23 protein-coding genes are annotated in these 26,420 nt (G+C 68.3%); 7 read left to right on the forward strand and 16 right to left on the reverse strand.

Going from position 1 to position 26,420, the window contains the following annotated elements:
* Positions 1–209: 209 nt before the first annotated feature.
* Entirely contained in the window at positions 210–1,712 is a 1,503-nt protein-coding gene (locus WS70_RS16575; protein ID WP_059596795.1) for an ammonium transporter, read from the reverse strand.
* Positions 1,713–1,744: 32 nt separating this feature from the next.
* The gene (locus WS70_RS16580; RefSeq protein ID WP_004198020.1) at positions 1,745–2,083 is read right to left on the reverse strand and encodes a P-II family nitrogen regulator; all 339 of its coding nucleotides are present in this window, start codon (positions 2,081–2,083) and stop codon (positions 1,745–1,747) included.
* A 368-nt stretch (positions 2,084–2,451) separates the two neighbouring features.
* Here WS70_RS16580 and WS70_RS16585 point away from each other — a divergent pair, with 368 nt between their 5' ends.
* Both WS70_RS16585 and WS70_RS16590 read left to right on the forward strand, forming a co-directional pair.
* A complete protein-coding gene (locus WS70_RS16585) occupies positions 2,452–2,703 on the forward strand; it encodes an accessory factor UbiK family protein (protein ID WP_059471839.1) in 252 nt (83 codons plus the stop codon).
* Between the two features lie 140 nt (positions 2,704–2,843).
* Positions 2,844–4,412 (forward strand): YifB family Mg chelatase-like AAA ATPase, encoded by a 1,569-nt coding sequence (locus tag WS70_RS16590; protein WP_059471840.1) that lies wholly within the window; start codon positions 2,844–2,846, stop codon positions 4,410–4,412.
* On the opposite strand, the gene WS70_RS31620 is transcribed toward WS70_RS16590, so the two are convergent.
* Entirely contained in the window at positions 4,385–4,786 is a 402-nt protein-coding gene (locus tag WS70_RS31620; RefSeq protein WP_159082911.1) for a hypothetical protein, read from the reverse strand. The genes WS70_RS16590 and WS70_RS31620 overlap by 28 nt on opposite strands.
* A 7-nt stretch (positions 4,787–4,793) precedes the next feature.
* Complete coding sequence (locus tag WS70_RS16600; RefSeq protein ID WP_059596797.1) at positions 4,794–5,237, reverse strand: GNAT family N-acetyltransferase; 444 nt, start codon at positions 5,235–5,237, stop codon at positions 4,794–4,796.
* Between the two features lie 440 nt (positions 5,238–5,677).
* Between WS70_RS16600 and WS70_RS16605 the strand changes: the two genes are divergently transcribed.
* Positions 5,678–6,490 (forward strand): thioesterase II family protein, encoded by an 813-nt coding sequence (locus WS70_RS16605; protein WP_059596798.1) that lies wholly within the window; start codon positions 5,678–5,680, stop codon positions 6,488–6,490.
* Positions 6,491–7,094: 604 nt separating this feature from the next.
* On the opposite strand, the gene WS70_RS16610 is transcribed toward WS70_RS16605, so the two are convergent.
* The gene (locus WS70_RS16610) at positions 7,095–7,832 is read right to left on the reverse strand and encodes a hypothetical protein (protein WP_108033961.1); all 738 of its coding nucleotides are present in this window, start codon (positions 7,830–7,832) and stop codon (positions 7,095–7,097) included.
* A 165-nt stretch (positions 7,833–7,997) separates the two neighbouring features.
* On the opposite strand from WS70_RS16610, the gene WS70_RS16615 reads away from it, so the two are divergent.
* Positions 7,998–8,534 carry a peroxiredoxin family protein gene (locus WS70_RS16615; protein WP_059471845.1) on the forward strand — a complete coding sequence of 179 codons (537 nt, stop codon included), beginning with the start codon at positions 7,998–8,000 and terminating at the stop codon, positions 8,532–8,534.
* Positions 8,535–8,603: 69 nt separating this feature from the next.
* Here WS70_RS16615 and WS70_RS16620 read toward each other — a convergent pair whose 3' ends face one another.
* The 8 genes from WS70_RS16620 to WS70_RS16655 all read right to left on the reverse strand — a co-directional run bounded on the left by WS70_RS16620 (position 8,604) and on the right by WS70_RS16655 (position 19,940).
* Positions 8,604–9,959: a sigma-54-dependent transcriptional regulator gene (locus WS70_RS16620; protein ID WP_059471846.1), complete on the reverse strand. Its 1,356-nt coding sequence runs from the start codon at positions 9,957–9,959 to the stop codon at positions 8,604–8,606.
* A 46-nt stretch (positions 9,960–10,005) separates the two neighbouring features.
* Entirely contained in the window at positions 10,006–12,039 is a 2,034-nt protein-coding gene (locus WS70_RS16625; RefSeq protein WP_059471847.1) for a sensor histidine kinase, read from the reverse strand.
* Between the two features lie 2 nt (positions 12,040–12,041).
* Positions 12,042–13,331: a dicarboxylate/amino acid:cation symporter gene (locus WS70_RS16630; RefSeq protein ID WP_059596864.1), complete on the reverse strand. Its 1,290-nt coding sequence runs from the start codon at positions 13,329–13,331 to the stop codon at positions 12,042–12,044.
* A gap of 343 nt (positions 13,332–13,674) precedes the next feature.
* Positions 13,675–13,815: a DUF485 domain-containing protein gene (locus WS70_RS31625; protein WP_156438193.1), complete on the reverse strand. Its 141-nt coding sequence runs from the start codon at positions 13,813–13,815 to the stop codon at positions 13,675–13,677.
* Complete coding sequence (locus WS70_RS16635) at positions 13,812–15,017, reverse strand: CaiB/BaiF CoA transferase family protein (RefSeq protein WP_059596865.1); 1,206 nt, start codon at positions 15,015–15,017, stop codon at positions 13,812–13,814. The genes WS70_RS31625 and WS70_RS16635 overlap by 4 nt, the downstream gene beginning before the upstream one ends.
* Positions 15,018–15,042: 25 nt before the next feature.
* Positions 15,043–16,185, reverse strand: coding sequence for an acyl-CoA dehydrogenase family protein (locus WS70_RS16640; protein ID WP_059596799.1), 1,143 nt, complete (start codon positions 16,183–16,185; stop codon positions 15,043–15,045).
* 359 nt (positions 16,186–16,544) lie between these two features.
* The gene (locus WS70_RS16650) at positions 16,545–17,756 is read right to left on the reverse strand and encodes an acyl-CoA dehydrogenase family protein (RefSeq protein ID WP_059596800.1); all 1,212 of its coding nucleotides are present in this window, start codon (positions 17,754–17,756) and stop codon (positions 16,545–16,547) included.
* Between the two features lie 57 nt (positions 17,757–17,813).
* Complete coding sequence (locus tag WS70_RS16655) at positions 17,814–19,940, reverse strand: 3-hydroxyacyl-CoA dehydrogenase NAD-binding domain-containing protein (RefSeq protein ID WP_059596801.1); 2,127 nt, start codon at positions 19,938–19,940, stop codon at positions 17,814–17,816.
* Positions 19,941–20,098: 158 nt separating this feature from the next.
* On the opposite strand from WS70_RS16655, the gene WS70_RS16660 reads away from it, so the two are divergent.
* Positions 20,099–21,001: a LysR family transcriptional regulator gene (locus WS70_RS16660; RefSeq protein ID WP_059471851.1), complete on the forward strand. Its 903-nt coding sequence runs from the start codon at positions 20,099–20,101 to the stop codon at positions 20,999–21,001.
* Between the two features lie 165 nt (positions 21,002–21,166).
* Entirely contained in the window at positions 21,167–23,053 is a 1,887-nt protein-coding gene (locus WS70_RS16665) for a gamma-glutamyltransferase family protein (protein WP_059471852.1), read from the forward strand.
* A gap of 114 nt (positions 23,054–23,167) precedes the next feature.
* On the opposite strand, the gene lipA is transcribed toward WS70_RS16665, so the two are convergent.
* The 3 genes from lipA to WS70_RS16680 form a co-directional block, all read right to left on the reverse strand.
* Complete coding sequence (lipA, locus tag WS70_RS16670) at positions 23,168–24,157, reverse strand: lipoyl synthase (protein WP_059471853.1); 990 nt, start codon at positions 24,155–24,157, stop codon at positions 23,168–23,170.
* Positions 24,150–24,923 (reverse strand): lipoyl(octanoyl) transferase LipB, encoded by a 774-nt coding sequence (lipB, locus tag WS70_RS16675; RefSeq protein ID WP_059471854.1) that lies wholly within the window; start codon positions 24,921–24,923, stop codon positions 24,150–24,152. Before lipB ends, lipA begins: the two co-directional genes overlap by 8 nt.
* Before the next feature lie 89 nt (positions 24,924–25,012).
* Positions 25,013–25,339, reverse strand: a complete 327-nt coding sequence (locus WS70_RS16680) for a DUF2917 domain-containing protein (protein ID WP_059471984.1) — start codon at positions 25,337–25,339, stop codon at positions 25,013–25,015.
* 101 nt (positions 25,340–25,440) lie between these two features.
* Between WS70_RS16680 and WS70_RS16685 the strand changes: the two genes are divergently transcribed.
* Complete coding sequence (locus WS70_RS16685) at positions 25,441–26,412, forward strand: transcriptional regulator GcvA (protein WP_059596802.1); 972 nt, start codon at positions 25,441–25,443, stop codon at positions 26,410–26,412.
* Positions 26,413–26,420 lie beyond the last annotated feature (8 nt).

A 26,420-nucleotide genomic window follows, 5' to 3' on the forward strand; every position in this document is an offset into this window, starting at 1 on the left:
ATAGCACGAAGGGTCAACGAACGCGGCCCGCGCCGGGCGGGCGTCGGAGCCGGCATGCGACGCCCGGCGCGCGGCGCCGACGCAAAGAAACGACGAATCGAATGACGAAAAAAACCCGCCTCGGAGGCGGGTCGAAGTCGCTGCGCTCATTCCGGCGGGCGGCAAAGCATGCGTGCGCTTCGCCGCCCCGGGATCGGGGATGAATCCGATTATTCGACGTGCTCGCCGTGCAGGATCACGTCGAGGCCTTCGCGTTCTTCTTCTTCCGTCACGCGCAGGCCGATCACGAGGTCGATGACCTTCAGCAGCACGAAGCTGACGATGCCGCTGTAGACGAGCGTGATCAGCACGCCCTTCGCTTGCAGCAGCAGGCTGCCGTCGGCGCCGCCGATGTCCTTCACCGCGAACACGCCGGTCAGCAGCGCGCCGAGGATACCGCCCACGCCGTGCACGCCGAACGCGTCGAGCGAATCGTCGTAGCCGAGCTTCGACTTGAGCCACGTCGCCGACCAGAAGCAGACGACGCCCGCGGCGATGCCGATCACGAGCGCGCCCGCGACGCCGACGAAACCCGCGGCCGGCGTGATCGCGACGAGGCCCGCGACGGCGCCCGACACGATGCCGAGCACGGAAGGCTTACCCTTCGCGATCCACTCGGCGAACATCCAGCCGAGCGCCGCGCATGCGGTCGCGACTTGCGTCGTCAGCATCGCGAAGCCGGCACGGCCGTCGGCCGCGACCGCGGAACCCGCGTTGAAGCCGAACCAGCCGACCCACAGCATCGAACCGCCGATCAGCGTCAGCACGAGGTTGTGCGGCGCCATCGCTTCGCGGCCGTAGCCGACGCGTTTGCCGAGCACGAGGCACGACATCAGGCCCGCGATGCCGGCGTTGATGTGCACGACGGTGCCGCCCGCGAAGTCGAGCACGCCGTCCGACGACAGCCAGCCGGTCGGCTCCCAGACCATGTGCGCGATCGGCACATAGACGATCAGCGACCAGAGCGTCATGAACACGAGCATCGCCGAGAACTTCATCCGGTCGGCGAACGCGCCGCAGATGAGGGCCGGCGTGATGATCGCGAACGTCATCTGATAGACGAAGTAGACGGTTTCCGGAATCGTCGGCGCGAGGTGGCTGACGGTGAGCGTCGTCGCCTTGTCGCCGTGGATGTAGTTCATCCCGGACAGGAACACGCGCGAGAAGCCGCCGATGAAGCCGCTGCCCGGCGTGAACGCGAGGCTGTAGCCGACCACCGTCCACAGGACCGTGATGAGCGCCGTGATCGCGAAACTCTGCATCACGGTCGCGAGCACGTTCTTCTTGCGGACCATGCCGCCGTAGAACAGCGCGAGGCCCGGGATCGTCATGAACAGCACGAGGGCGGTCGACGTCAGCATCCACGCGGTGTCGCCCGAGTTGATCTTCGACGAATCGACCGAGAACGGCGCGGTCGGTGCGGCAGGCGCTGCGGCAGCGGCGGCCGAAGCCGGTGCGGCGGCCGATGCAGCCGCGGATGCGGCGGCGGAGGCCGACGTGGCAGGTGCCGAAGCGGCCGGCGCGGACGCGGCAGCGGCGCTCGCCGACGTGTCGGAAGCGGCGGCGGCCGATGCGGCGGCGGGGGCCGACGACGCGTCGTCGGCCATCGCAGCGCCGATGCCGCCCGCAAGCAGCGAGCCGGCCATCAACAGGGACATCAGGATTTTGCGCATCTTGGTTTTCCTCTTATCGCTCGTGTCTCTTGTTACAGGGCGTCAGCGCCCGTCTCCCCAGTACGGATCCGAATCACCTGCTCGATCGACGTGACGAAGATCTTGCCGTCGCCGATCTTCCCCGTCCGCGCCGCGCGCTCGATCGCCTCGACGGCCTGGTCGACGAGATCGTCCGATACCGCGGCCTCGATCTTCATCTTGGGAAGGAAATCGACGACATACTCGGCACCCCGATACAGCTCGGTGTGCCCCTTCTGGCGGCCGAACCCCTTCACCTCCGTCACCGTGATGCCCGAGACGCCGAGCGCCGAGAGCGCCTCGCGCGTCTCATCGAGCTTGAACGGCTTGATGATTGCGGTAATCAGTTTCATGAAGTCCTCTCGCTATGGTGGTTGTCCCATCACTGCTGCAATGTGTGGCGGAACATCTACAGCAACTCGCATGCCATGTCGGCTCATGCAGATCTCGAAAGGCTTTCAGGCAGATTTCCGCCATCGACACACGCTTGCGCGAACGCAAGCGCGCCTTGGCCGAACGGCCAGCGCGGGCCCGGTTTGCTGGCGCGCTGAAAGGAAGGTTGCTAGAGTGCACGCACGTCCGGCGCACGGCGAACGCGGCTTCTCGCGGTCGAATGCCCGGAAAACGGGCCTGTGAGCGCACCAATTTCGGTCATGCGCAATTCGCGGGCACGACTGCAACGGCAATTGCGCAAATTTTGTGCATCTGGAAGGGGAACACCATGAAGCAACCCAGCGACGTTTTCAACGACCTGCAATCGCGCATCGGCGATCTGCTGAAAAACTCGCCGGCCAAGGACGTCGAGCGCAACGTGAAGGCAATCCTCACGCAAGGCTTCTCGAAGCTCGATCTCGTCACCCGCGAGGAATTCGACACGCAGGCGCAAGTGCTCGCGCGCACCCGCGCGCGGCTCGAAGAGCTCGAAAAGCGCGTCGCCGAGCTCGAACAGAAACTGGCCGACGTCCAATCGTGACGGCCGCCGCCGCTCGCATTCGCTGAGCGGTTCACCCCCGCAGCTCGCGCCACGCCGGCAAGCGCGCATCGAAACCATTCTCCGGACGCCACGGGCGGCGCAGTCCGCGCCGCCCGGTCCGGTCCACGCGGAGTCGAATCATGTCGCTTGCCGTGGTGCGCAGCCGCGCGCCCGCTGCCGGCCGCGCGCCGGAAGTCACCGTCGAAGTCCATCTCGCCAACGGGTTGCCGTCGTTCTCGATCGTCGGCCTGCCCGATCTCGAAGTCCGCGAAAGCCGCGAGCGCGTGCGCGCCGCGCTGCAGAACTGCGGCTTCGAGTTCCCCGTGCGGCGCATCACCGTCAACCTCGCCCCCGCCGACCTGCCGAAGGAGTCCGGACGCTTCGATCTGCCGATCGCGCTCGGCATCCTCGCGGCAAGCGGCCAGCTTCCGGCGAACGCGCTCGACGGCCGCGAGTTCGCGGGCGAGCTGTCGTTGACGGGCGCGCTGCGGCCGATGCGCGGCGCGTTCGCGATGGCGTGCGGCGCCGCGCGCGGGCAGCAGGCGGACGAAAGCGGTTCGGCCGAGTCCGCGCCGTTACCCGCCGCCGCACCCGAGCTCTATCTGCCGCTGCCGAGCGCAGGCGAAGCGGCGCTCGTGCCGGGCGTGACCGTGTACGGCGCGGCCGACCTGCCCGCGTTGTGCGCGCATCTCGCCGACGCGCCGGGCGGGCGGCTCGCGCCGGTCGCCGCCCCGCGCCTCGACGATCTGCCCGCCACGTCCGCCCCCGACCTCGCCGACGTGATCGGCCAGACGGGCGCGAAGCGCGCGCTCGAAGTCGCGGCGGCGGGCGGCCATCACATGCTGATGATCGGGCCGCCGGGCGCGGGCAAGTCGATGCTCGCCGCGCGCCTGCCTGGCCTCTTGCCGCCGCTCACCGATGACGAGGCGCTGACGTCGGCCGCGATCCTGTCGTCGAGCCGCGCGGGCTTCGCGCCCGCTCAATGGCGGCGGCGGCCGTTTCGCGCGCCGCATCATTCGTCGAGCTCGGCCGCGCTCGTCGGCGGCCGCAATCCGCCGCAGCCCGGCGAAATCACGCTTGCGCACTTCGGCGTGCTGTTTCTCGATGAGCTCCCTGAATTCGACCGGCACGTGCTCGAGACGCTGCGCGAGCCGCTCGAAGCGGGTCGCATCACGATCTCGCGCGCCGCGCTGCAAGCCGATTTCCCGGCCGCGTGCCAGTTGATCGCCGCGATGAATCCGTGCCCGTGCGGCTGGCGCGGCGATCCCGGCGGCCGCTGCCGCTGCTCGCCCGACGTCGCCGCGCGCTATCTGCGCAAGCTGTCCGGGCCGCTTCTCGACCGGATCGACATCCAGATCGAGATCCCGGCGCTCACCCCCGCCGAACTCGCCGAGCGGCCGGCGACGGCGGGCGAATCGAGCGCGACCGTCGCCGAACGCGTCGCCCGTGCGCGCGAGCGACAATTCGCGCGGCAACGCAAGACGAACCACATGCTGACGGGCCGCGAAACCGACGCGCTCTGCCGCCCGGACGGCACGGGCGAAGCGCTGTTGCGCGAGGCGGGCGAGCGGTTCCGCTGGTCGGCGCGCGCGTACTACCGGGTGCTGAAGGTCGCGCGAACGATCGCGGATCTGGCAGGCGACGACGCGCCGAGCGCGGGACAGATCGCCGAAGCGATCCGTTATCGGCGGGTGTTTTCACCGGTCTGAATAGGAGCCGATTGCAAGCCCTTGCGCCCGATCCGGCCGACGAACAGGAAGATGCGAGGCGTCCCGTAGCGCGGTGCGGCGAAGTGCGGGGCGGGGCCGGACGCGAGTCGAATCATCGGCTTGCTGTCGAAGCCTTGCGCCGACGCGCCATCGGCAATGTTCTCCGGCAACCGCCGTTCAGGATAAGGGCGAAGGCGGCCGACGCGGTCGGCCACCAGCTTGAATGATGATTCGAGCGAGAAGGCAGATAGGTCAAGCGTGCCGCGCTCCCGTCCCGAACGGCGATACGCGCTTGGGCAGCGAGCGTCGCGTAACGGCAGGCGGCGCGATACCGAACGTGCCGCGCAGGAGCGCCCAGCGCTCGCAATACGCAAAGGAGTGTCATCCGCCGCCCTCCTCACGCGATTCCAGCAGCAGATACTCGCCATCGTCGGACACACCCGAGCCGATCTCGACGAACCGATGCGCGCGATAGAACGCGAGCGCGCGTTCGTTCTGCGTCAGACACTTGAGCCGATAGCGCGCGGCGGGCCAGCCGGGCAGCGCACGCAGCAACGCGCTGCCGATTCCTTCACGCAGCCGCGATCCTGCGACGTACAGGTGATGGATGAAGCGCTCCGGCCCCCACACCGAGATGAAGCCGACGATGCCCGAACCCGCCGCTTCGGCGACGAGCAGCGATTCGCCTCGCGTGTGTTCGTCGAAATCGTCCAGCGCGAAACCATCGGCTGACAGCCAGTCGAACGTGTCGCGGCGAGTTTGCAAAAAGATTCGGCGCAACGCCGGCCGGTCGTCGGCAACGGCCGTGCGAACGATGATCGTCATGATCGTTTTATCTGGGTACGGTGGAGACGAGGACAGTGGGCGGCACGCAGCTCTCGCCGCCTGCAGCGGAACGATCGACGCGCCTGCCCGGCCGCCGGTTGCGACACGCCGCACGGCGAGCACCTGACGCAAACGCACGAACGCGATCCGATGCCGTTTCCCGATCGTTGCCGGCTGCAACGCGGTGCAACTCGGTCCGGCGTGGAGGTCGCGGACTCGTGACGTGCAACGCGCGATGCGCAACGGCAAACGTCGATGACGCAATAAAGCGCCACAACCGCAAAACGAAGGCGGCAGGCGAATCGTAATATAGTAGGGTCAATAACGGTGCACGTTTTCAATGACGCCATCGTCCCGCGACGCCATCGTCCCGCGCGCCGAGCGTCTGTGGCGGCGTCGGACCGTCCAAGATTTGCCTTCCCCGACTGGAGCGAACGCGCATGGCCTTGCTGCCCGGCACCCTCACCATTCCCGACAGGCGCGAACACGCGCGGCACCGGCTGCTGATGTTCCATCACGCGTGCGGCTCCGCGACGAACTACTACAAATGGGCGACCGCGTTTCCGGCGCATATCGAGGTCTGGCTCGTCGAGCTGCCGGGCCGCGGCAGGAATCTCAACCGCCCCGCGATCGATGCGCTGCCGCAATTGCGCGACTACCTGCGCGAGCTCGCTCCCGAGCTCCCTTCCGACTATGCGATCTTCGGCCACAGCATGGGCGCGCTCGTCGCGTATTGCTTCGCGCACGACATGACGCAGCTCGGACGTCCGCCGCGCTGGCTCGGCGTGTCGGGCGCCGACTCACCGTTCGCGGCATCGCGGCGCCGCGCGTTTCCGGTTCATCAGCGCACCGAAGCGGCGATTGTCGACTACCTCGCGGCGCTCGGCGGCACACCGCCTGAAGTCTTCGCACACGACGAGCTGCGGGCGATGCTGCTGACGCTCGCAAAGGCCGACTTCCGGATCGTCGAGGCATTCTTCCCGCTCGCATCGCCGACGCCGCTGCCCGTTCCCGTCACGGTCTTCGCGGGCCGGCAGGATGCGGTGCTGTCCCCGGAAGGGCTGCGTGACTGGCAGCGCGCATCGACGCGGCTGATCGAGTTCCGGGCGTTCGACGGCGGGCATTTCTACCTGCTCGATGACCTGTCCGCGGTCCATAACGCAGTGGACGCCGCGCTCGCGCGGCATGAGCGGCCGCCGGCGAACGGCGCGACGGGTACCGGTGTCTTCGATGGAGCGCCTTGCGCCGGATAGCCGCGCGATTTGGCGCTTGCACGCACTCGGCGCAGACGCCGATCGCCCGACGACGCCCCAGCGCTTTGCGCTCGATCGGCCGGCACGAAAGCGTTTCGTCCGCTCGGGGCTTCAGCACCAATACGCAAGCGCACACCGTGGCCGCCAACCCGCCCGCCCGGCAAACGGGCGACTCCCGGAAAACACGCACCGCGGAACCGCCGGAAAGCGTCGAAAAAAACGCGCCGCATCGTCGGAAGCCACGCGCCACAGGGCATCCGGGCTTGCCTCTCGTCGCCCGGATGGCAAATAAATGGCTGTCAAGACTTGACTTATGCACAATTAGGCGAATCCGACCCAACTTCCGCACGCCCCAGCCGTTACTTGAAGCTTCTTTTGCAAATTATTGATTTTGTTGATTTTTTGCAGGTGCAAAGATTCGAGGCAATCTAACTGAAAGGCCCTCTGGCGGGACTTTGCAGAAGGCCCGGCAAAGTTTTCAACAAAGTTATCCACAGTCTTTGTGGATAGTTTAAAAAATCCCACAAAATCCGGCGATTAGCGTCCTTTCTTGTGAAGGAACTTTCAGTTCGGAATCGGCTCTCAGATATCCCGCATCGCTCGATCAGTCGAGTTTTAACGAGCCGAAAAATTGTTCGAGCGGCTCGGCGGCGAGCGGCGCGTCGGAGATCACGATGACCTCGTACACGTGCCGGCCGTGCGCGATGAGCCGCGCAATCACCGTCTTCGACGCGCCCGCGTCGGATGAAACCGATTCCCGCGCCGCACTGGGCGCCCTGCCCGACGCGCCACCAGGCGCCCCGCTCATCCGCAGCTCGACGCCCGCCGTCTGGCCGCCCATCGCGAGCGGCACGAGCACCGCCTGCTCGGCCGGCTGCGCACGCAGGTTGCGCGCCAAACCGGTGCGCAGATAGTCGAGCACCGCGCGCTGGGTCGCATCGCGGTCGTCGGGCAGCATGATCGTGCCGACGGCGAACACCGCACCACCGACGTGCGCCGCCTGCATCCGCATCTTCATCGGCACGCCGCCGATCGCGACCGGGTGCTCTTCGACGGTCGGCTTTGCCGGCAGATCGATCGTGTAGCCGGCGTCGTTGTGCAGCGTGCGCCAGTCGTAAGCGGGCGAACAGGCGGCAAGCGACGCGAGCGCGCCGAACGCGACGGCGGCGCGGCGCGCACGGGACGCAAAAGATGCGACGAACGCGCGCAACGGCTCTGGCGGATGGAGCGAAGCCGACCGGCCCGATGGCCCCACTGGCCCACGTGAACCAAGCAGGCCAAACAAGCCGACCAGACGAAGCAAACGAAGCAGACGCGCGTAGCGAAAACCGGCACGAATCATGAAAGGAACGGGTTGCAATGGACGGTAAACGAAGCCGCATTATCGCCGGTCGGCGCGTCCGCGCGGCGCCGGTGCGCGCGCCCGATTGACGGTACAATGAGCGCCGTTCGCACCGCTTGGGCGCGCCGCCCGTGTGGCGTCGCCCGCATTCCAGAGGTTCAGCAGATGAGTCCCGCTCCCGCCCCCACCGGCCGCCGCGCCGGCCCGTTGCGCTACGTGGCGATCGCCGTCGCCGCCGTCGCGATCGCCGTCGCCGGCTATTTCGCGTTCAACGGCAAGTCGAGCGCGCCCGAAGCGACGTTCACGCTGTTGTCCGGTCAGAAGATCTCGACCGGCGCCGATCTGAAGGGCAAGGTCTACCTCGTCAACTTCTGGGCGACGAGCTGCGCGACCTGCATGCAGGAAATGCCGCAGATGGTCGACACGTACAACCGCTTCAAGGGCCAGGGGCTCGAGTTCGTCGCGGTCGCGATGAGCTACGATCCGCCGATGTATGTCGCGAACTACGCGCAGACCCGCCAGTTGCCGTTCAAGGTCGCGCTCGACGACGGCAGCGTCGCGAAGCAGTTCGGCAACGTCCAGCTTACGCCAACAACGTTCGTGATCGGCAAGGACGGCAAGATCCTGAAGCGCTACGTCGGCGCGCCGCAGTTCGCGGAGCTCGACCAACTGCTGCAGAAAGCGCTCGGCACGAGCGCGTAAGCCCTCCGGCCGCGCCGCACGGCGCGCCGCCTCCCTCCGACGGATCGCTCGAGACGGGTCACGCCCGCTTCAGCGGTCCGTTTCTCCTTTCGCCGACAGCCCGTAGCGCTTCATCTTCTCGTAGAGCGTCGCCTTGCCGACGTGCAGCTTGTCGGCCGTCGTGGCGACCGCGCCGCCCGTGCGATTCAGCGTCTCTGCGATCACCGCGCGCTCGAATTGCTCGACCCGCTCCTTGAGCGACCGCTCGGCGTCCTGTTCCGCGCCCGTCCCTGCATCGCCGACAATGCCCTCCGTCACGCCGAGCACGAAGCGATCGGCCGCGTTGCTCAGCTCGCGCACGTTGCCCGGCCAGTCGCGCTGCATCAGGCTCGCGCGCTGGCGATCGGTGAGCAGCGGCGCGGGGCGTCCGTAGCGAACGGCCGCATCGAGCATGAAGTGCTCGAAGAGCGGCACGATGTCTTCGCGACGCTCGGCGAGCGGCGGCAGCGCGATCGTCACGACGTTCAGCCGATACAGCAGATCGCGCCGGAACGTGCCGGCCGCGACGTGCTCGCTCATGTCGCCCTTCGCCGCCGCGACTACGCGGCAGTTCACGCGGATCGGCTGGTTCGAGCCGAGCCGCTCGAGCACGCCGTCCTGCAGCACGCGCAGCAGCTTCACCTGCAGCGCAAGCGGCATGCTCTCGATCTCGTCGAGGAACAGCGTGCCGCCCGACGCGTACTCGAGCTTGCCAATACGACGTTTTGCCGCGCCGGTAAACGCGCCCGGCTCGTAGCCGAACATTTCGGATTCGAACATCGGCTCCGGCAGCGCGCCGCAGTTGACCGCGATGAACGGCTTGTTGCGGCGCGGCGACAGCTCGTGCAGGCTGCGTGCGATCAGCTCCTTGCCCGCGCCGGTGTCGCCGTTGATGAGGACCGACGCGTCGGTCGGCGCGACGTTCGCGATCAGCCGCCGAACCTGCTCGATCGCGGGGCTTCTGCCGATGATCCGCGGCGCGACGACGCCCTGCCCCGCGAGCTCGCGCCGCAGCGCGTGGTTCTCGAGCACGAGCGCGCGCCGCTCGAGCGCGCGCCGCACCGTCTCGGTCAGGCGCTCGGCCGCGAACGGCTTCTCGATGAAGTCGTATGCGCCGTCGCGCATCGCCTGCACGGCCATCGAGATGTCGCCGTGTCCGGTGACGAGCACGACGGGAACGTCGGGCGTGCGTTCGCGGCACTGCGCGAGCAGGTCGAGCCCGCTCGCGCCGGGCAGACGGATGTCGGATACGATCACGCCGGCCGCATCGCCGACGATCGCCTTCTCGGCCGCCTCGACCGAACCGAACCCGGCAACGTCGAAGCCCGCGAGCTGCAGGCTCTGCACGCTCGCGCGGCGCACGAGCTCGTCGTCTTCGATGTAGATCACTTGCAGGCGGTTCGCCATCTTCTGTCACCCAATGATGCTGTGCGGGCCGCGCGCGCACGCGCGTTCAGCTCGCGGCGGAAGTGTCCGGATGATGCGTGCGCGCGCGGCGCAGCGTCAAGACGAACTCCGCGCCGCCCCCCGGCGCGTTGCGCGCGGTGAGCGAGCCGCCCGCGTCGCGCGCGATCGATGACGAGATCGCGAGGCCGAGCCCGAGCCCGCGCCCCATTTCCTTCGTCGTGAAGAACGGCTCGAACAGACGCGCGAGCGATTCCGGCGGAATCCCCGGCCCATTGTCGCGCACGACGATCGACAGCGTCGCGGCCGTCGCGTCGATGGTCACGTCGATGCGCGGCGCGGCGACCGTCGCAACCGCGTCGAGCGCGTTGCCGAGCAGGTTGATGAGCACCTGCTCGAGCCGCAGATCCTCGCAGCGCGCGACAAGCGGCGGATAGTCGAGCGACGGATCGAAGCGCACGGTTTCCACGGGATCGCGCGTCTCGTCGCGCAACGCGAGCCCGAGCTCGACACCCTTCATGCGCACCTTCAGCAGCGCGACCACGTTGCGCAGCGCGCGCGCGACCTGCGCCTGCTCGTTGCGCGGCTTCGCGCGCCCGACGAACAGCTTCAACTGATTGGTGATCTTGCCCATCCGCTCGGTGAGCGCCGCGATCGCCTCGAGATTCTCGCGCGCGGCCGCCTGGTCGCCGCGGTCGAGCAGCACGCGCGTGTTGTCGGAGAAGCTGCGCAGCGCGGCGAGCGGCTGGTTCAGCTCGTGCGTGATGCCGGCCGCCATCTGGCCGAGCGCGGCGAGCTTGCTCGCCTGGACGAGCTCGTCGTGCGCGGCGCGCAGTTCCTGCTCCGCGCGAATCCGCTCGCCGACTTCCTTCTTGAGCCGCGCATTCGCCTGCGACAGATCGGCCGTGCGCTCCTCGACGCGCCGGTTCAGCTCCGCATACGCGCTTTGCAGCAGCACGCGGCTGCGGAGCATCTCCTTCACGCGCGCGCGCCGCGTGCGCCAGTAGAAGCCGAGCAGGCCGAGCGACACGAAGCCGAACGCGGTGACGATCGTCGCGTTGCGCGCGTCGGTGTCGACGGGCTCGATCCGCGCGAGCGTGACGAGCTGCCAGTCGGGCTCGCCGAGCAGGCGGCGCGTCGCGAGATAACGCGGCGCGCGCCGCCCCGCGCCCATCCGGACGATCTGCGCGTCCGGGCCGAGCACACGCTCGACGCGCAGCGGAAGCGGCGTCACCGGATATTGCGCGTATTGGCGCGTCTCGTGGATCGATGTCGCGATCGGCCCCGGCAGCGGCCTGAGCGTGTGGTACTTCCATTCGGGCACCGACGACAGGAAGATGACGCCGTGGTCGTCGGCGACGACGAGCGGCTCCGACGCGTCCGCGCCCTGGAACCATTCGAGATTGAGCTTCACGACCGCGACGCCGATGATCTTGCCGTCGCGCCGCACGGGCTGCGAGATGTAGTAGCCGGGATCGCGCGAGATCGTGCCGATCCCGAAGAAGCGGCCGGTGCCGCCCTTCACCGCGTCGATGAAATACGGACGAAACTGGTAGCCGATGCCGGTGAAGCTGTCCGGCCCGCGCCAGTTGCTGGCCGCGACGCACAGCCCGTCCGCCGTGATCACGTAGGTCGCCGTCGCGTGCGCGTGGCGGTTCATGTCCTCGAGGTACAGGTTCGCGCGATTCACCCGGCGGCGATTGCCGGGCGCGGCGAGAACGTCCTGCACGAACGGGTGGCCGCCCAGCAGGTACGGCAGCGATTCGTAGCGGTCGAGCGTACTCTTCAGTGCGTTGGTGGTGCGGTCGACGCGCGCCGCCGCGCTGTTCCGCAGATCGGCGACGCCACGCTGCCACGTGATGGTCCACGTGAGCGCGCAGGCCGCCGCGAGCATCGCGGCGAGCGCGAGAAGGACGAGCAGGCGGCGCTTCACGGTGACGGCTTCCGGACTGTATGGATCGTCTATTGTGGCATAGCCCCCGCTCGGAAAGACCGCGGGGCCGAACGGAGCGCGCCTCGACGCGCCCGGTTCGGCCCCGCCCGGCGCGGGCGCTGCTGCGCGCCCCGCCGTGTTTCCGCTCACCGTCAGACCCGGGCGGCTTCGCCCGCTGCGACTTCGCCGCCGCCCGTGAGCGCGGCGCGCAGTTTCTTGCGATCGAGCTCCTTCTCCCATGCGGAGACGACGACCGTCGCGACGCCGTTGCCGACGATGTTGGTCAGCGCACGGCACTCGCTCATGAAGCGGTCGATGCCGAGAATCAGCACCATGCCGGAGAGCGGAATGGTCGGCACGACGGCGAGCGTCGCGGCGAGCGTGATGAAGCCCGCGCCCGTCACGCCGCTCGCGCCCTTCGACGTCAGCATCGCGACCGCGAGCAGCGTGAGCTGCTGCATCCACGTGAGCTCGATGTTGGTCGCCTGCGCGATGAACAGCACGGCCATCGTCATGTAGATGTTGGTGCCGTCGAGGTTGAACGAATAGCCGGTCGGCACGACGAGGCCGACGACCGAGCGCGAACAGCCGGCCTTCTCGAGCTTCTCCATCAGCTGCGGCAGCGCCGCCTCCGACGAGCTCGTGCCAAGCACGATCAGGAGCTCTTCCTTGATGTAGCCGACGAAGCGGATGATGCTGAAGCCCGTGAAGCGCGCGATCGCGCCGAGCACGACGAGCACGAACACGACCGATGTCAGGTAGAACGTGCCGATCAGCTTGAGCAGCGGCACGAGCGAGCCCACGCCGTACTTGCCGATCGTGAACGCCATCGCGCCGAACGCGCCGATCGGCGCGAGCTTCGTGACGATGTGCACGATGCCGAACAGCACGCGCGTGATGCCGTCGATGAAGTCCGTGACGACCTTGCCGCGATCGCCGAGATGCGCGAGCACGCTGCCGAACAGCAGCGCGATCAGCAGGATCTGCAGGATCTCGCCTTGCGCGAACGCGTCGATCATCGTGTTCGGGATGATGTGCATCAGGAAGTCGACGGTCGACTGGCCGTGCGCCTTCGCCGCGTACGACGCGACTTCCTTGCCGTTCAGCGTCGCCGGATCGATGTTGAAGCCGACGCCCGGACGCAGGATGTGCGTCGCCGCGAGACCGAGCACGAGCGCGAACGTCGACACGATCTCGAAATAGAGGAGCGCCTTGCCGCCGACGCGTCCCACCTTCTTCATGTCCTGCATGCCGGCGATGCCCGTCACGACGGTACAGAAGATGATCGGGCCGATCACCATCTTGATCAGCTTGATGAAGCCGTCGCCGAGCGGTTTCATGTCGACGGCGAGCGACGGATAGTAATGACCGAGGATCACGCCGACGACGATGGCGAAGATCACCTGCACGTAGAGGACTTTATAGAACGGTTTCTTCACGATGGTTCCAGAGAAGAGAGAAGATGAGTCGAAGCAGGCCGGCGTCACGCGCGCGGACGAAAAGCCAGGGGAGCCACTCGCCCGCGCGGCTGCCGTGCCGCAACAAGCGATGGCCTCAGTGGATCCGGGGGAGGTGGATTGAGTGGGTCATCGAATGTCTCCTTGCTGTAGTAGTTAGGCCGAGGCGGCCTTGGGCATTTACTTCGCAAGGTCGATGCCAGCTGCTCGATCAGGTCCAGCCTATTGATTTCTCTGGATTTTCCTAATCGAGACCGGCGCGCGCATTCCGGCTTTCCAGAAATCTGGAATGCAGCCGTCCGGATCGCCGGACGGATCGCGCCTTTCGTCAGATGTTTCGGTGCCGAACCGCCTGCTCGGCGAGCGTATGCGGCGCGGGCGCGACGAGCAGGATGAAGCCGTGGTGCGTCGCGATCATCAGCGCCGTCGGCGTGAAGCTGAAGCCGCGCCGCGCAGGCGCCGCGCTCATACGACGCGGTCGGCCCGCAATTGCGCGATCTCGCGCTCGGACATCCCGAGCCAGTCGCCGAGCACGTTCGCGGTATCCGCGCCGAGCACGGGCGGCGCGCCGCGCACGGGCAGGCGCTCGCCGTCGAAGCGGTACGGCGGCGCGAGCACGTCGACCTCGCCTGCGACCGGATGCGGCTGCCGCGTGACGAGCCCGGCCGCCCGCGCTCGACCGGACGTGAGCGCCTCGCGCAGGCCGAGCACTTCGCCGCACGGAATGCCTGCTTGCGCGAGCGCCGCGAGCAGCGCCGCGCGCGTCCGCGCGCCAAGCTCGCGGCGAATCTCCGGCAGCAGCTCCGCGCGATTCGCGGAGCGCGCGATGTTCGTCGCGAAGCGCGCGTCGGCCGCGAGCGCCGGCCGGCCGATCACGTCGCAAAAGCGCGCGAACTGCGGGTTGTTGCCGACCGTGATCACGATCGGGCCGTCCGACGCGTCGAATACGCCGTACGGGACGATCGACGGATGCGCGTTGCCGTAGCGCGGCGGGTCTTCGCCAATCAGCAGCGCCTCGAGCCCATAGTACGACGTGACCATCAGCCCGCAATCGAAGAGCGCCATCTCGATGCGCCGCCCGCGGCCCGTCGCTTGCCGCTCGTAGAGCGCCGCGAGGACCGCCTGCGCCGAATACATGCCGGTAAAGAGGTCCGCCACCGCGACGCCGAACTTGAGCGGCGGCTGCCCGGCGTCGCCGTTCAGCGCCATCAGGCCGGTCTCGCCCTGCACGACGAGGTCGTAGCCCGGCCGGCCCGCTTCGGGCCCAGAACGGTCGTAGCCGGAAATCGCGCAATGGACGAGCCGCGGATTCAGCGCGGCGAGCGCGTCGTAGCCGAGGCCGAGCTTCTCCGCGCCGCCCGCCTTGAAGTTGTGCACGAGGACGTCCGCCTGCGCGGCGAGCGCGCGCGCGACACGCTGCCCCGCCGCCGCCTGCAGATCGACGCAGATCGAGCGCTTGCTGCGGTTCACGCTATTGAAATAGGTCGTCTCGGTATCGCCGACACGCAGGCCCCAGTCGCGCGTGTCGTCGCCGCGCTGCGGATGCTCGATCTTGATCACTTCCGCGCCGAGATCCGCGAGCACCATCGCGCACCACGGTCCCGCGAGCACCCGCGAGAAGTCGAGCACCTTGACGCCCGCGAGCGGCTGCGCGCCTCGTTCGTTGCGCATCTTCGTCTCCACCGTCCGTTCGCGGTTATTGCATCGACTGCGGCTTCGACAGCGCGATGTAGCGCGCGAGATGATGATCTTCGTCGCCGAGCTGGTGATCGATCATCACGAGCCGCTTCGCATAGTGCGACAGCGGCAACTCCCACGTCATCCCGATCCCGCCGTGCAACTGGATGCTCTCCTCGGCGACCAGCGTGCCGATTCGGCCGACGCTGTACTTCGCTGCGGCAAGCGCCCGCTCGCGCGCGACACGCGGCGCGTCGAACTGCGCGGCGGCGTTGATCACGGCGGAGCGCGCCTGCTCGATTTCGAGCAGCACGTCCGCCATCCGGTGCTGCAGCGCCTGGAAGCTGCCGATCGGCACGCCGAACTGCTTGCGCGTGCGCAGGTAGTCGAGCGTGTGCGCCTTCGCGACGTCCATCGCGCCGAGCGCTTCCGCCGCGAGCGCGAGCAGGCCGAAGCCGATCGCGCGCTCGATCGCGTCGGCCGCTTCGCCCGGCGCGCCGAGCAGTGCGGCGTCGGCGAGCGTCACGCGCTCGAAGCGCACGTCGGCCGCACGACCGCCGTCGATCTTCCGATAGCCGCGCACCGACACGCCCGGCGCCGACTTCGGCGCGACGAAGAGCGACAGGCCCGCCGCGTCGTCGTCGCCGCCCGCGGTGCGTGCGCTGACGACGTAGAACGTCGCGTGCTCGCCGCAGTCGACGACGGCCTTCGTTCCGTCGAGCACCCAGTGATCGCCTTCGCGCATCGCGCGCGTGCGCACCGTGTGCAACGCGTAGTGCGTGTCGGGCTCCGCGTGCGCGAACGCGCCGATCGCGCGGCCTTCGATCAGTTCCGCGACGAGCGCGCGATGCGCGTCGCCGGGCGCGTCGGCGAGCGCGCGCCCGGCCATCAGCGCGCCCGCGAACGGCTCGACGACGAGCCCGCGCCCGAGGCATTCGAACACGAGCGCGATGTCGAAGCCCGCGCCGCCGAAGCCGCCGCAGTCCTCGGGAAACAGCGCGCCGATTGCGCCGAGCTCGGCGAAGCGCCGCCACATGTCGTCGCTAAAGCCGGCGTCCGACAGCGCGACCCTGTCGCGCACGGCGAACGGATATTGCTCGGCGATGAAGCGATTCAGGCTGTCCGCCAGCATCCGGCGGTCTTCGGTATGTCGAAAGTCCATCGTGTTCTCCTGTCGACCAGAGTTAGCGCTTCAGCGCTTACTCTGGTCCCATGCATCGCTGTCGACCAGAGTTAGCGCTTCAGCGCTTACTCTGGTCCCATGCATCGCTGTCGACCAGAGTTAGCGCTTCAGCGCTTACTCTGGTCCCATGCAACGCTGTCGACCAGAGTTGGCGCTTCAGCGCTTACTCTGGTCCCATGCATCGCTGTCGACCAGATGTCGACTGAACTTAGCGCTTCAGCGCTTAGTTCACAGTCCCATGCAAAGCTGTTGGCGCTTTAGCGCTCATGTCGACCGGAGCGAGTGCTTCAGCATCGACTCCGGTCCCACGCTTCGCGCTCCGGCCCCCCCTGCAAAACCTACAGCCCGAGGATCATCTTCGAGATGATGTTCTTCTGAATTTCGTTCGAGCCGCCGAAGATCGACAGCTTACGATTGTTGAAGTACTGCGTCGCCGCGCTCGCCGCTTCGGGCAGGCCGCCGAGCGGTTCGCCGTCATGGCCGGCGTCGAGCGCTTCGTCGACGAACGGCTGCGCGTACGGCCCCATCGCGCGCCGCATCAGCGACGAGATTTCCTGGCGGATCTGCGTACCGCGAATCTTCAGCATCGAACTCTCGGCACCCGGCGCGCCGCCGCCCGCGACTGCCGCAAGCACGCGCAGGTTCGTCGTCTTCATGTTGTCGAGCTCGATCTCGACGCGCGCGACGCGGGCGGCGAAGAGCGGATCGTCGGCGAGCGGCCGGCCGTTCTTCTTCACCTTCGCCGCGACCGCGCGCAGCTTCTCGAGCGCCGCGACCGAGAAGCCGACGCCCGCGATGTTCGTGCGCTCGTACGTGAGCAGGTATTTCGCGTAGGTCCAGCCGCGGTTCTCTTCGCCGATCAGGTTCTCGACGGGTACGCGCACGTCGGTGAAGAACACCTCGTTCACTTCATGCTCGCCGTCGAGCGTGACGATCGGGCGGACTTCGACGCCGGGCGAATGCATGTCGACGAGCAGGAAGCTGATGCCTTCCTGCTTGCGGACGTCGGTCGCGGTGCGCACGAGGCAGAAGATCATGTTCGCGTAGTGGCCGAGCGTCGTCCACGTCTTCTGGCCGTTGACGACGTAGTGGTCGCCCTGCGCGTCGACACCCCGCACCGCGCTCGTCGCGACCGACGCGAGATCGGAGCCCGCGCCCGGCTCCGAGTAGCCCTGGCACCACCAGTCGGTGCCGTCGAGGATGCGCGGCAGCCAGCGGCGCTTCTGCGCTTCGCTGCCGTACTTGATCAGCACCGGGCCGAGCATGTTCACGCCGAACGGCACGATGCGCGGCGCGCCCGCGAGCGCGCACTCGTTGTCGAACAGGAACTTCTGCGCGACGCTCCAGCCGGGGCCGCCCCACTCGCGCGGCCAGTGGCTCGCGAGCCAGCCCTGTTCGTCGAGGATCGCGTGCCATTCGCGCATGTCGTCGCGCGTGAGCCGCAAGCCGCCCTTCACCTTGCGCGAGATGCGCGGCGGCAGCTTGTCGGCGAGAAAGCGCTGCACTTGCGCGCGGAACGCTTCCTCTTCTGCGGTGAAATTCAGATCCATGTGGCGTCGTTCTCGAATGCCTGAGGTAATTGAATTGACGGGCGATCGAACGCGGCGTCAGCCGATGCGGTTCAGGCTCGCGAAGGTCTCGCCGCGCGCGACGAGATCGACGAGGAGCGGCGACGGCTTCCAGAAGACCGGGGCCTCGTTCGCGAACACGCGGATGTCGGCGAGCACGTTCGCGAGGCCCACGGTGTCCGCGTAATGCATCGGGCCGCCGCGATAGCGCGGAAAGCCGTAGCCGTGCAGAAACACCGTGTCGACGTCGAGCGGGCGCAGCGCGATCTTCTCGTGAACGACGTTCGCGCCTTCGTTGATCATCGCGGCGAGATAGCGGCGCACGATCTCTTCGTCAGTGAACGCGCGCGGCGTCACGCCCTTCTGCGCGCGCGCGTCAGCGATGATCGCCTCGACTTCCGGATCCGGCGTGCCGACGCGCGCGCCGTCCGGATACAGGTAGTAGCCACGGCCCGTCTTCTGGCCGAACCAGCCGCGCTCGCACAGGCGGTCCGGAATCTCGACGTAGCGCAGCCGCGGATCGCGCGTTGGCGCGCGCCGCTTGCGGGTTGCCCAGCCGATGTCGCCGCCCGCGAGGTCGACGACCTGGTACGGCCCCATCGGGAAGCCGAATTCGCGCACCGCGCGGTCGATCTGATACGGCGACGCGCCGTCTTCCATCATGTAGTCGGCGGCCGTCCGGTAGACGGCGAGCACGCGATTGCCGATGAAGCCGTCGCACACGCCCGCGCGCACCGGGATCTTCTTCAGCTTCTTCGCCAGCTCGAACGCGGTCGCGACGACGTCCGCGCTCACCTGCGCCGGCACGACCACTTCGAGCAGCTTCATGATGTTCGCGGGCGAGAAGAAGTGCAGGCCGATCACGTCGGATGCGCGCTCGACGCTCGCGGCGATTTCGTCGATGTCGAGATACGACGTGTTCGTCGCGAGCACGGCGCCCGGCTTGCAGACGCGCGCGAGCTCCGCGAACACGGCCTTCTTCACCGTCATGTCCTCGAACACCGCTTCGATCACGACGTCGGCCTGCGCGAGCGCGTCGTACGACGTGCCGCCCTTGAAGCGCGCGAGACGCGCGGCCTGCGCGGCGGGCGTCATCCGGCCCTTCGCGACGAGGCCCGCGTAGACCTTCTCGACGTGCGCGCGGCCGCGTTCGAGCGATGCGTCGTCGCGCTCGATCATCGTCACCGGGAGGCCGGCGTCGAGCGCCGCGACCGCGATGCCCGCGCCCATCGTGCCGCCGCCGACGACGCCGATCCGCTCGATCGAGCGCGCCGCGCCGCGCCGCGTTTCCGGCGACTTCGCCGCTTCGCGCTCCGCGAAGAACGCATGGACGAGACCCGCGCGCTGCGGGCTGTCGAGGCACTCGAGAAACAGCCTGCGCTCGGTGCGCAAGCCCTCGTCGATCGGTTGCGCGAGCGCCGCGGCGACCGCATCGACGATCTTCGCCGGCGAGAGCAGCCCGCGAAACTTCTTCGCGACGTCGGCGCGCGCCGCGTCGAGCGCCGCTTCGGCCGCCGCGCGATCGGCGAGCCCCTGCGCGTCGCGCGCGCGGCGCACGGGCGCGCCCGCCGCGAGCAGTTCCTGCGCGTACGCGAGCCCTTCGGCGAGCGTGTCGCCGCTGTGCGCGAGCCGATCGACGAGGCCGAGCGTCAGCGCCTCCTCGGCCGACGCGTGCCGGCCGCTCAGCATCAGGTCGAGCGCGGCCTTCGCGCCGATCAGGCGCGGCGTGCGCTGCGTGCCGCCCGCGCCCGGCAGCAGGCCGAGCTGCACTTCCGGCAGGCCGAGCCTCGCGCCCGGCACGGCGATCCGGTAGTGCGCGGCGAGCGCGATCTCGAGGCCACCGCCGAGCGTCGCGCCGTGCAGCGCGACGACGACGGGTTTGCCGCTCGTCTCGATCCGGTTGCACACGTCGGGCAAGAGCGGCGGCACGGGCGGCTTGCCGAACTCGCGGATGTCCGCGCCGGCGATGAAGTTGCGCCCGGCGCCGACGATCAGCACCGCGCCGACGGCCGCATCGGCGTCGGCTGCGTCGAGCGCGTCGACGAGGCCGCGCCGCACGTCGGCGGACAACGCGTTGACGGGCGGATGGTCGATCGTGACGACGAGCACCTTGTCGCGCCGCTCGCGCGTGACGGTGCCGGTTTCGTGGGATGCCTGCTGATTCATGTCTCTCGCTCCGTACGGAATACGCGCCCTCGCTTCAACAGACGAGACGCGGGGTTTGCCTCGATTCTCGATTGATCTAGATTGATTGACAATTCCAGCTTTCTTTAACAACCTGTCAAGTCATATTTGACAAATACCTTGAACATGCGGACACGGCGATGGATCTGAATGCGCTCACGCTGCTCGTCGACATCCTCGACGCGGGCAACCTCAGCAAGGCGGCCCAGCGGCTCAAGATGAGCCGCGCGAACGTCAGCTACCGGCTCAACCAGTTGGAGAAGTCGATCGGGCTGCAGCTCGTGCGGCGCACGACGCGGCGCATCGAGCCGACCGAGATCGGGCTGCGGCTCTACGAGCACGGCCGGCGTATCCAGAACGAGCTGTTCGCCGCGCGCGAGGCGGTGACGACGCTCGGCCAGGACCTGCAGGGCCGTGTGCGGTTGTCGGTGCCGAGCGGCTACGGGCAGCTCGTGATGTCGAACTGGCTGATCTCGTTCAAGCAGCGCTATCCGGGGATCGTGCTCGACGTCGTGTTCGAGAACCGCGTCGAGGATCTGATGCGCGACGAAGTCGACATCGCGGTGCGCGTGATGTCCGAGCCGCCGCAGAATCTCGTCGCGCGCGACATGGGCGCGGTGCGCTACGTCGCGTGCGCGTCGCCCGGCTTCGCCGCGACGCACGGGATGCCGACCGAGCTCGATCAGCTGTTCGACGCGCCCGTGATCACGGCGACGGTGGTCGGCCGGCAGTTGCGCGTCGCCGCGTATCTCGGCGACGAGCGGCACGAGGTGCTGCTTGAGCCGACGCTCATCTCCGAGAATTTCCTGTTCCTGCGCCAGTCGATCCTCGCCGGGCTCGGCGTCGGCATCGTGCCGGACTACGTCGTGCACGACGACGTGCGGCGCGGCGCCGTCGTCACGACGCTCGACGCGTACCGGCTCAGCATCTTCGGCACGCACATGTACATGCTGTACATGCCGAACCGGCATCACACGCGCGCGACGTCGACGTTCATCGAATTCGTGCTCGAAGAGGCGAGGAACGCCGGGCGCGGCCAGTGACGCCCGGCGGCCGTTCGCGACCCGACCCTTAGGGTTTGTTGTCAGATGACAGGCCGCTTCCAACGCGGCGACAATAGCCCGCCCGTGCGGCGCCGCATGGGGCGCTGCCGCCATTCGCCGTGTATTGCCCGTGCATCGCCGTCTTTCCTTCGTACCGAGGTATTCATGACCGACCGGATCCGTCCGCGCTCGTCCAACCCGTGGGCGGGCGCGATCGCCGCCGCCCTGTTCGCCTTCACCGCCGGATGCGCGAACGCGCCCGGCTCGGGCGCGCCGAATGCCGCCGCTGCCGCATCGGCTTCCGCGGTCTCAGCGGCCGCCGCGACATCGACGGCGGAACCGCAGGCCGCGCCCGCCGAGCTGTCGAGCTGGGTCGACAAGCCGGGCTGGACCTCGCAGCGCGACATGATCGCGGCCGCGCATCCGCTCGCCGCGCAGGCCGGCCAGGAGATGCTGAAGGCGGGCGGCACCGCAGTCGATGCGGCGATCGCCGCGCAGATGGTGCTGATGCTCGTCGAGCCGCAGGCGTCGGGGATCGGCGGCGGCGCGTTCCTGCTGCACGCGGACGGCAAGACGGTCGAAGCGTACGACGGCCGCGAAACCGCGCCCGCCGCCGCCACCGACCGCCTGTTCTACGGCGCCGACGGCAAGCCGCTGCCGCCGTCGGCGCTCGGCGCGCGCGCGGTCGGCGTGCCGGGCGTGCTGCGGATGCTCGAGCTCGCGCATCGCGCGCACGGCAAGCTGCCGTGGCGGCGCCTGTTCCAGCCCGCGATCCGGCTCGCCGAGCAAGGTTTCCCGCTCGGCCCGCGACTCGCGGCGATGATCGCGAACGATCCGTCGCTGGCAAGCGATCCTGCCGCGCGCGCGTACTTCTATGACAAGAACGGCGCGCCGAAGCCGGCGGGCACGACGCTCAAGAATCCGCAGCTCGCGGCGACGCTCAGGCTCGTCGCCGCGCACGGCGCGAACGCGCTCTATACCGGCGCGATCGCGCGCGACATCGTCGCGAAAGTCCGCCAGGCGCCGAATCCGGGCGTGCTGAGCATGCAGGATCTCGCGCAGTACCGCGCGAAGGTCCGCGAGTCGCTGTGCGCCGACTATCGCAAATGGACCGTGTGCGGGATGCCGCCGCCGTCGGCGGGCGGGCTCGTCGTCGCGCAGATGCTCGGCCTGCTCGAAGCGCAGCCGGACTGGCGGCAGATCGGCGCGCAAAAGCCGGTGCGCAACGCGACGGGCCTCGAGCCGACGCCGTTCGCCGCGCATCTGTTCAGCGAAGCGGGCCGCCTCGCGTACGCGGACCGCGCGCAGTACGTCGCCGATCCCGATTTCGTCGCGCCGCCGGGCGGCAGTTGGAAGAGTCTCGTCGAGCGACGCTACGTCGCCGAGCGCGCGCGCCTGATCGGCGACACGGCCGTCGGCAACGCAAGCGCCGGCTCGCCGTCCGGCCTGCCGCCCGCGTCCGCCGCGGACCGCGGCGCGGAGCCGCCGTCGGCGTCGCAGATCACGGCCGTCGACCGCTACGGCAACGCGGTGTCAATGACGTCGACCCTCGACGACCGGTTCGGCTCGCGGCTGATGGTGCGCGGCTTCCTGCTCAACAGCCAGTTGCTCGACTTCTCGCCCGTGTCGACCGAGCATGGCAAGCCGATCGCGAACCGCGTGCAGCCAGGCAAGCGCGCGCGCTCGACGCTCGCGCCCGAGCTCGTGTTCGAGAAAGGCTCGCGGCGGCTGATGATGGCGCTCGGCTCGGCGGGCGGCGCGTCGACCGCGAGCTACGTCGCGAAGACGCTCGTCGGCATGATCGATTGGGGGATGACGATGCAGCAGGCGATCGCGCTGCCAAACTTCGGCTCGCGCAACGGGCCGACCGAGCTCGAAAAGGGGCGCGTATCCGATGCGCTCGCGGATGCGCTGAAGGAGCGCGGACACGACGTGCGCATCGTTGAGCTGGGGTCGAGCCTGCAAGGGATTCAGCGGATCAACGTCGAGGGGCGGTCGGTGTGGCTCGGCGGCTCGGACCCGCGGCGCGACGGCGTCGTAGCGGGGGATTGAGTCCGCCGCAGGCGACACGTCCCGCGAAAAGCACAAAAAAACCCGCAGCCTTCGCTGCGGGTTTTTCATCGACTGACTGGCCGGACCGTCGGTTCGACGGACCGTCGCCTACCGTCAAACCACGCCGGCGCCGTGCGCCTGGAGATCGGCGTGATAGCTCGACCGCACCATCGCGCCGACGGCCGCATGCGTGAAGCCCATCTGGTACGCCTCGTCCTCGTACATCTTGAACGTGTCCGGGTGCACGTACTCGCGCACCGGCAGGTGGTGTTCGGACGGCTGCAGGTACTGGCCGATCGTCAGCATGTCGACGTCGTGCGCGCGCAGATCGCGCATCACCTGCAGGATCTCTTCGGGCGTCTCGCCGAGGCCGACCATCAGGCCCGACTTCGTCGCGACGTCCGGATGCAGCGCCTTGAAATCCTTCAGCAGCTTCATCGAATGCGCGTAGTCCGAGCCGGGACGCGCTTCCTTGTACAGGCGCGGCACCGTTTCGAGATTGTGGTTCATCACGTCGGGCGGCGCGGCGTTGAGTATCTGCAGCGCGCGGTCGAGGCGGCCGCGGAAGTCCGGCGTCAGGATCTCGATGCGGGTCTGCGGCGACTGCTCGCGCACTTCGCGGATGCATTCGACGAAGTGGCCGGCGCCGCCGTCGCGCAGGTCGTCGCGGTCGACGCTCGTGATCACGACGTACTTGAGCTTCAACGCCGCGATCGTGCGTGCGAGGTTCTTCGGCTCGTCCGCATCGAGCGGATCGGGCCGGCCGTGGCCGACGTCGCAGAACGGGCAGCGGCGCGTGCACTTGTCGCCCATGATCATGAACGTCGCGGTGCCCTTGCCGAAGCATTCGCCGATGTTCGGACAGCTCGCCTCCTCGCACACCGTGTGCAGGTTGTGCTCGCGCAGGATCGTCTTGATCTCGGAAAAGCGCGAGCTGCCGGTGGCCGCCTTCACGCGGATCCAGTCGGGCTTCTTGAGCTTCTCGATCGGGACGATCTTGATCGGAATCCGCGCGGTCTTCGCCAGCGCCTTCTGCTTGGCGGTCGGATCGTACGCGGGCGCGGCCGGTTCGGCGGGTGCGGAGGGAGCGGTAAGGTCAGTCATTCGATTGTTCCAGTGCCTGCTGCGGCAATGCGGCGGCCGCGGTTGCGCCGTCGAGGTTGGCGATCAGACGGCGCACGAGCGTCCGTGCGACTTCGTGCCAGTCGGCGGTCGCGCCGAGGCTCGCCATGTCGATCGTTTCGAGTCCCGCGTAACCGCACGGGTTGATCGCGAGAAACGGACGCAGATCCATCTTCACGTTGACGCTCAGACCGTGATAGCTGCAGCCGTTGCGGATCTTGAGACCTAGCGCGGCGATCTTCGCGCCGCGATGCGGCCCCGATTCCACGTAGATTCCGGGCGCGCCGGCCTTGCGGATCGACGCGAGATTATACGCCGCGAGCGTCTCGATCACGGCCTCCTCGATCCGCGTGACGAGCGTGCGCACCATCAGCTTGCGCCGCCTCAAGTCGACGAGCAGATAGGCGACGATTTGCCCCGGACCGTGATAGGTGATTTGCCCGCCGCGGTCGACCTTCACGAGCGGCACGCCGCTGTCGGCGACGAGCAGGTGCGACGGATTGCCGGCCTGGCCGAGCGTGTAGACGGGCGGATGCTCGACGACCCAGATCTCGTCGTCGGTGTCCGGCGTGCGCGCGTCGGTGAACGTTCGCATCGCGTCGAAGCACGCTTCGTAAGATGTTTCGCCGAGCCAGCGAACCGTGACAGGCAGCGCGGAGGACGAACACGAGGAAGCCGACGCGGCGGCGTCGGGCGCGGCGGACGCGACGGAAGCGGGTGGCACGATGGAAACCGGCGAGGCTGACATGGACGGTAGTTTACCGAAAACCCATGCACCTCGCCGGTGCCCGAAGGGGACGGATCACGCGGCGGCACGCACCGGCGACCACGGGGCGCTCAGACGGTGCGCCACCCGTCGCGAAAGCGCGCGGCGAACCGCGTCGCGAACCGCACGATGCCGGACACGGCCGCCTGCCGCGGCGGCACGGCGATCGAGAACGACACGCATGCGCTCGTCTCGCCGTCGGCGCTCAGCCACAGCCGCTCGCCGCGCCGCAGCTTCAGCGTCTCGCCCGGCGACAGGAAATAATCGTGGACGTCGTTGCTGCGCGTCGCCCACACGGACGCGCCGCGAACGCTCAACCGCGTGCTGCGCGCCACCTTCATCGGCACCGTTTCGCCGGGCTGGATCTCGAACGTGATGCTTGAAGAAATCTCTCTCATGACCGCCTCCGCCAAAAATGCTCCAGTGGCTACAATCGTAGTGTGCGCAAGGCTCGGCGTAAAACGATCGATTTTCACGTGCTAGTGAGAAAAACTAACCAATGAACCTCCGTCAGCTGCCGATGTTGAACGCGCTGCGCGTGTTCGAAGCCGCCGCGCGGTACGAAAGCTTCTCGCGCGCGGCGGACGAGCTGTCCGTCACGCACGGCGCGGTCAGCCATCAGATACGCGCGCTCGAAGCCGAGCTCGGCGTGCAGTTGTTCGTGCGCCACGGCAAGCGGCTCGCGCTGACGGACGCGGGCGGCCGCTACGCGCAGCAGGTGCGCGCCGCGCTGACGCTCATCGCCGACGCGACCCGCGACATCCGCGCGAGCGATCGCGACAAGCGGCTCGTCGTGTCGACGCTGCCGTCGTTCGCCGCGCGCTGGATCACGCCGCGGATCGGCCCGTTCATCGAGCGGCATCCGGAAATCGATCTCGAATTACGGGCGAGCGACGCGCTCGTCGACTTCGCACGCGACGACGTCGACATCGCGATCCGCTTCGGCTACGGCGTCTATCCGGGGCTGTACGTCGAGCCGATCCTCGACGAGACGTTCTTCCCCGTCTGCGCGCCGACGCTCAACGGCGGCGTGCTGCCCGAGACGCCCGCCGATCTCGCCCGCTATCCGCTGCTGCGCTCGGACGACGAGCTGTGGCGCCCGTGGTTCGACGCGGCGGGCCTCGACACGTTGACCGAGCCGAAGCGCGGCGTGCTGTATCAGGATTCGTCGAATCTGCTGCAGGCGGCGATCGACGGTCAGGGAATCGCGCTCGTGCGACGCTCGCTCGCGGTGCCGGATCTGGCGGCGGGCAGGATCGTGCGGCTCTTCGACATCGCGGGGCCGAGCCCGTGGCACTACTTCTTCGTGTGCCCGCCGTCGCTCGCGCAGACGCCGCGCGTACAGGCGTTCCGGACCTGGCTGCTGGAGGAGATCGCGCGCTTCAACGCGGTGTGCGCGACGCTGGAGGCGCAGCACGCGGCGGCCTGCGCGGCCGCGCGTGTGCGAAGGGAAAGGATTGGCGGGGACTAGCCTGGCGG

This window comes from Burkholderia mayonis (assembly GCF_001523745.2).
GTDB lineage: Bacteria > Pseudomonadota > Gammaproteobacteria > Burkholderiales > Burkholderiaceae > Burkholderia > Burkholderia mayonis.

Excerpts from the sequence above, each read along its gene's own strand:
- WS70_RS16605 (WP_059596798.1), top strand. The coding sequence starts at position 5,678 with ATGGCCTTGCTGCCCGGCACCCTCACCATTCCCGACAGGCGCGAACAC.
- lipB (WP_059471854.1), bottom strand. The coding sequence starts at position 24,923 with ATGTCAGCCTCGCCGGTTTCCATCGTGCCACCCGCTTCCGTCGCGTCC.
- WS70_RS16600 (WP_059596797.1), bottom strand. The coding sequence starts at position 5,237 with ATGACGATCATCGTTCGCACGGCCGTTGCCGACGACCGGCCGGCGTTG.
- WS70_RS16610 (WP_108033961.1), bottom strand. The coding sequence starts at position 7,832 with ATGATTCGTGCCGGTTTTCGCTACGCGCGTCTGCTTCGTTTGCTTCGT.
- WS70_RS16590 (WP_059471840.1), top strand. The coding sequence starts at position 2,844 with ATGTCGCTTGCCGTGGTGCGCAGCCGCGCGCCCGCTGCCGGCCGCGCG.
- WS70_RS16575 (WP_059596795.1), bottom strand. The coding sequence starts at position 1,712 with ATGCGCAAAATCCTGATGTCCCTGTTGATGGCCGGCTCGCTGCTTGCG.
- WS70_RS16620 (WP_059471846.1), bottom strand. The coding sequence starts at position 9,959 with ATGGCGAACCGCCTGCAAGTGATCTACATCGAAGACGACGAGCTCGTG.
- WS70_RS31625 (WP_156438193.1), bottom strand. The coding sequence starts at position 13,815 with ATGAGCGCGGCGCCTGCGCGGCGCGGCTTCAGCTTCACGCCGACGGCG.
- WS70_RS16580 (WP_004198020.1), bottom strand. The coding sequence starts at position 2,083 with ATGAAACTGATTACCGCAATCATCAAGCCGTTCAAGCTCGATGAGACG.
- WS70_RS16585 (WP_059471839.1), top strand. The coding sequence starts at position 2,452 with ATGAAGCAACCCAGCGACGTTTTCAACGACCTGCAATCGCGCATCGGC.
- WS70_RS16655 (WP_059596801.1), bottom strand. The coding sequence starts at position 19,940 with ATGAATCAGCAGGCATCCCACGAAACCGGCACCGTCACGCGCGAGCGG.
- WS70_RS16685 (WP_059596802.1), top strand. The coding sequence starts at position 25,441 with ATGAACCTCCGTCAGCTGCCGATGTTGAACGCGCTGCGCGTGTTCGAA.
- WS70_RS16635 (WP_059596865.1), bottom strand. The coding sequence starts at position 15,017 with ATGCGCAACGAACGAGGCGCGCAGCCGCTCGCGGGCGTCAAGGTGCTC.
- WS70_RS16650 (WP_059596800.1), bottom strand. The coding sequence starts at position 17,756 with ATGGATCTGAATTTCACCGCAGAAGAGGAAGCGTTCCGCGCGCAAGTG.
- WS70_RS16640 (WP_059596799.1), bottom strand. The coding sequence starts at position 16,185 with ATGGACTTTCGACATACCGAAGACCGCCGGATGCTGGCGGACAGCCTG.
- WS70_RS16660 (WP_059471851.1), top strand. The coding sequence starts at position 20,099 with ATGGATCTGAATGCGCTCACGCTGCTCGTCGACATCCTCGACGCGGGC.
- WS70_RS16615 (WP_059471845.1), top strand. The coding sequence starts at position 7,998 with ATGAGTCCCGCTCCCGCCCCCACCGGCCGCCGCGCCGGCCCGTTGCGC.
- WS70_RS16665 (WP_059471852.1), top strand. The coding sequence starts at position 21,167 with ATGACCGACCGGATCCGTCCGCGCTCGTCCAACCCGTGGGCGGGCGCG.
- lipA (WP_059471853.1), bottom strand. The coding sequence starts at position 24,157 with ATGACTGACCTTACCGCTCCCTCCGCACCCGCCGAACCGGCCGCGCCC.
- WS70_RS16680 (WP_059471984.1), bottom strand. The coding sequence starts at position 25,339 with ATGAGAGAGATTTCTTCAAGCATCACGTTCGAGATCCAGCCCGGCGAA.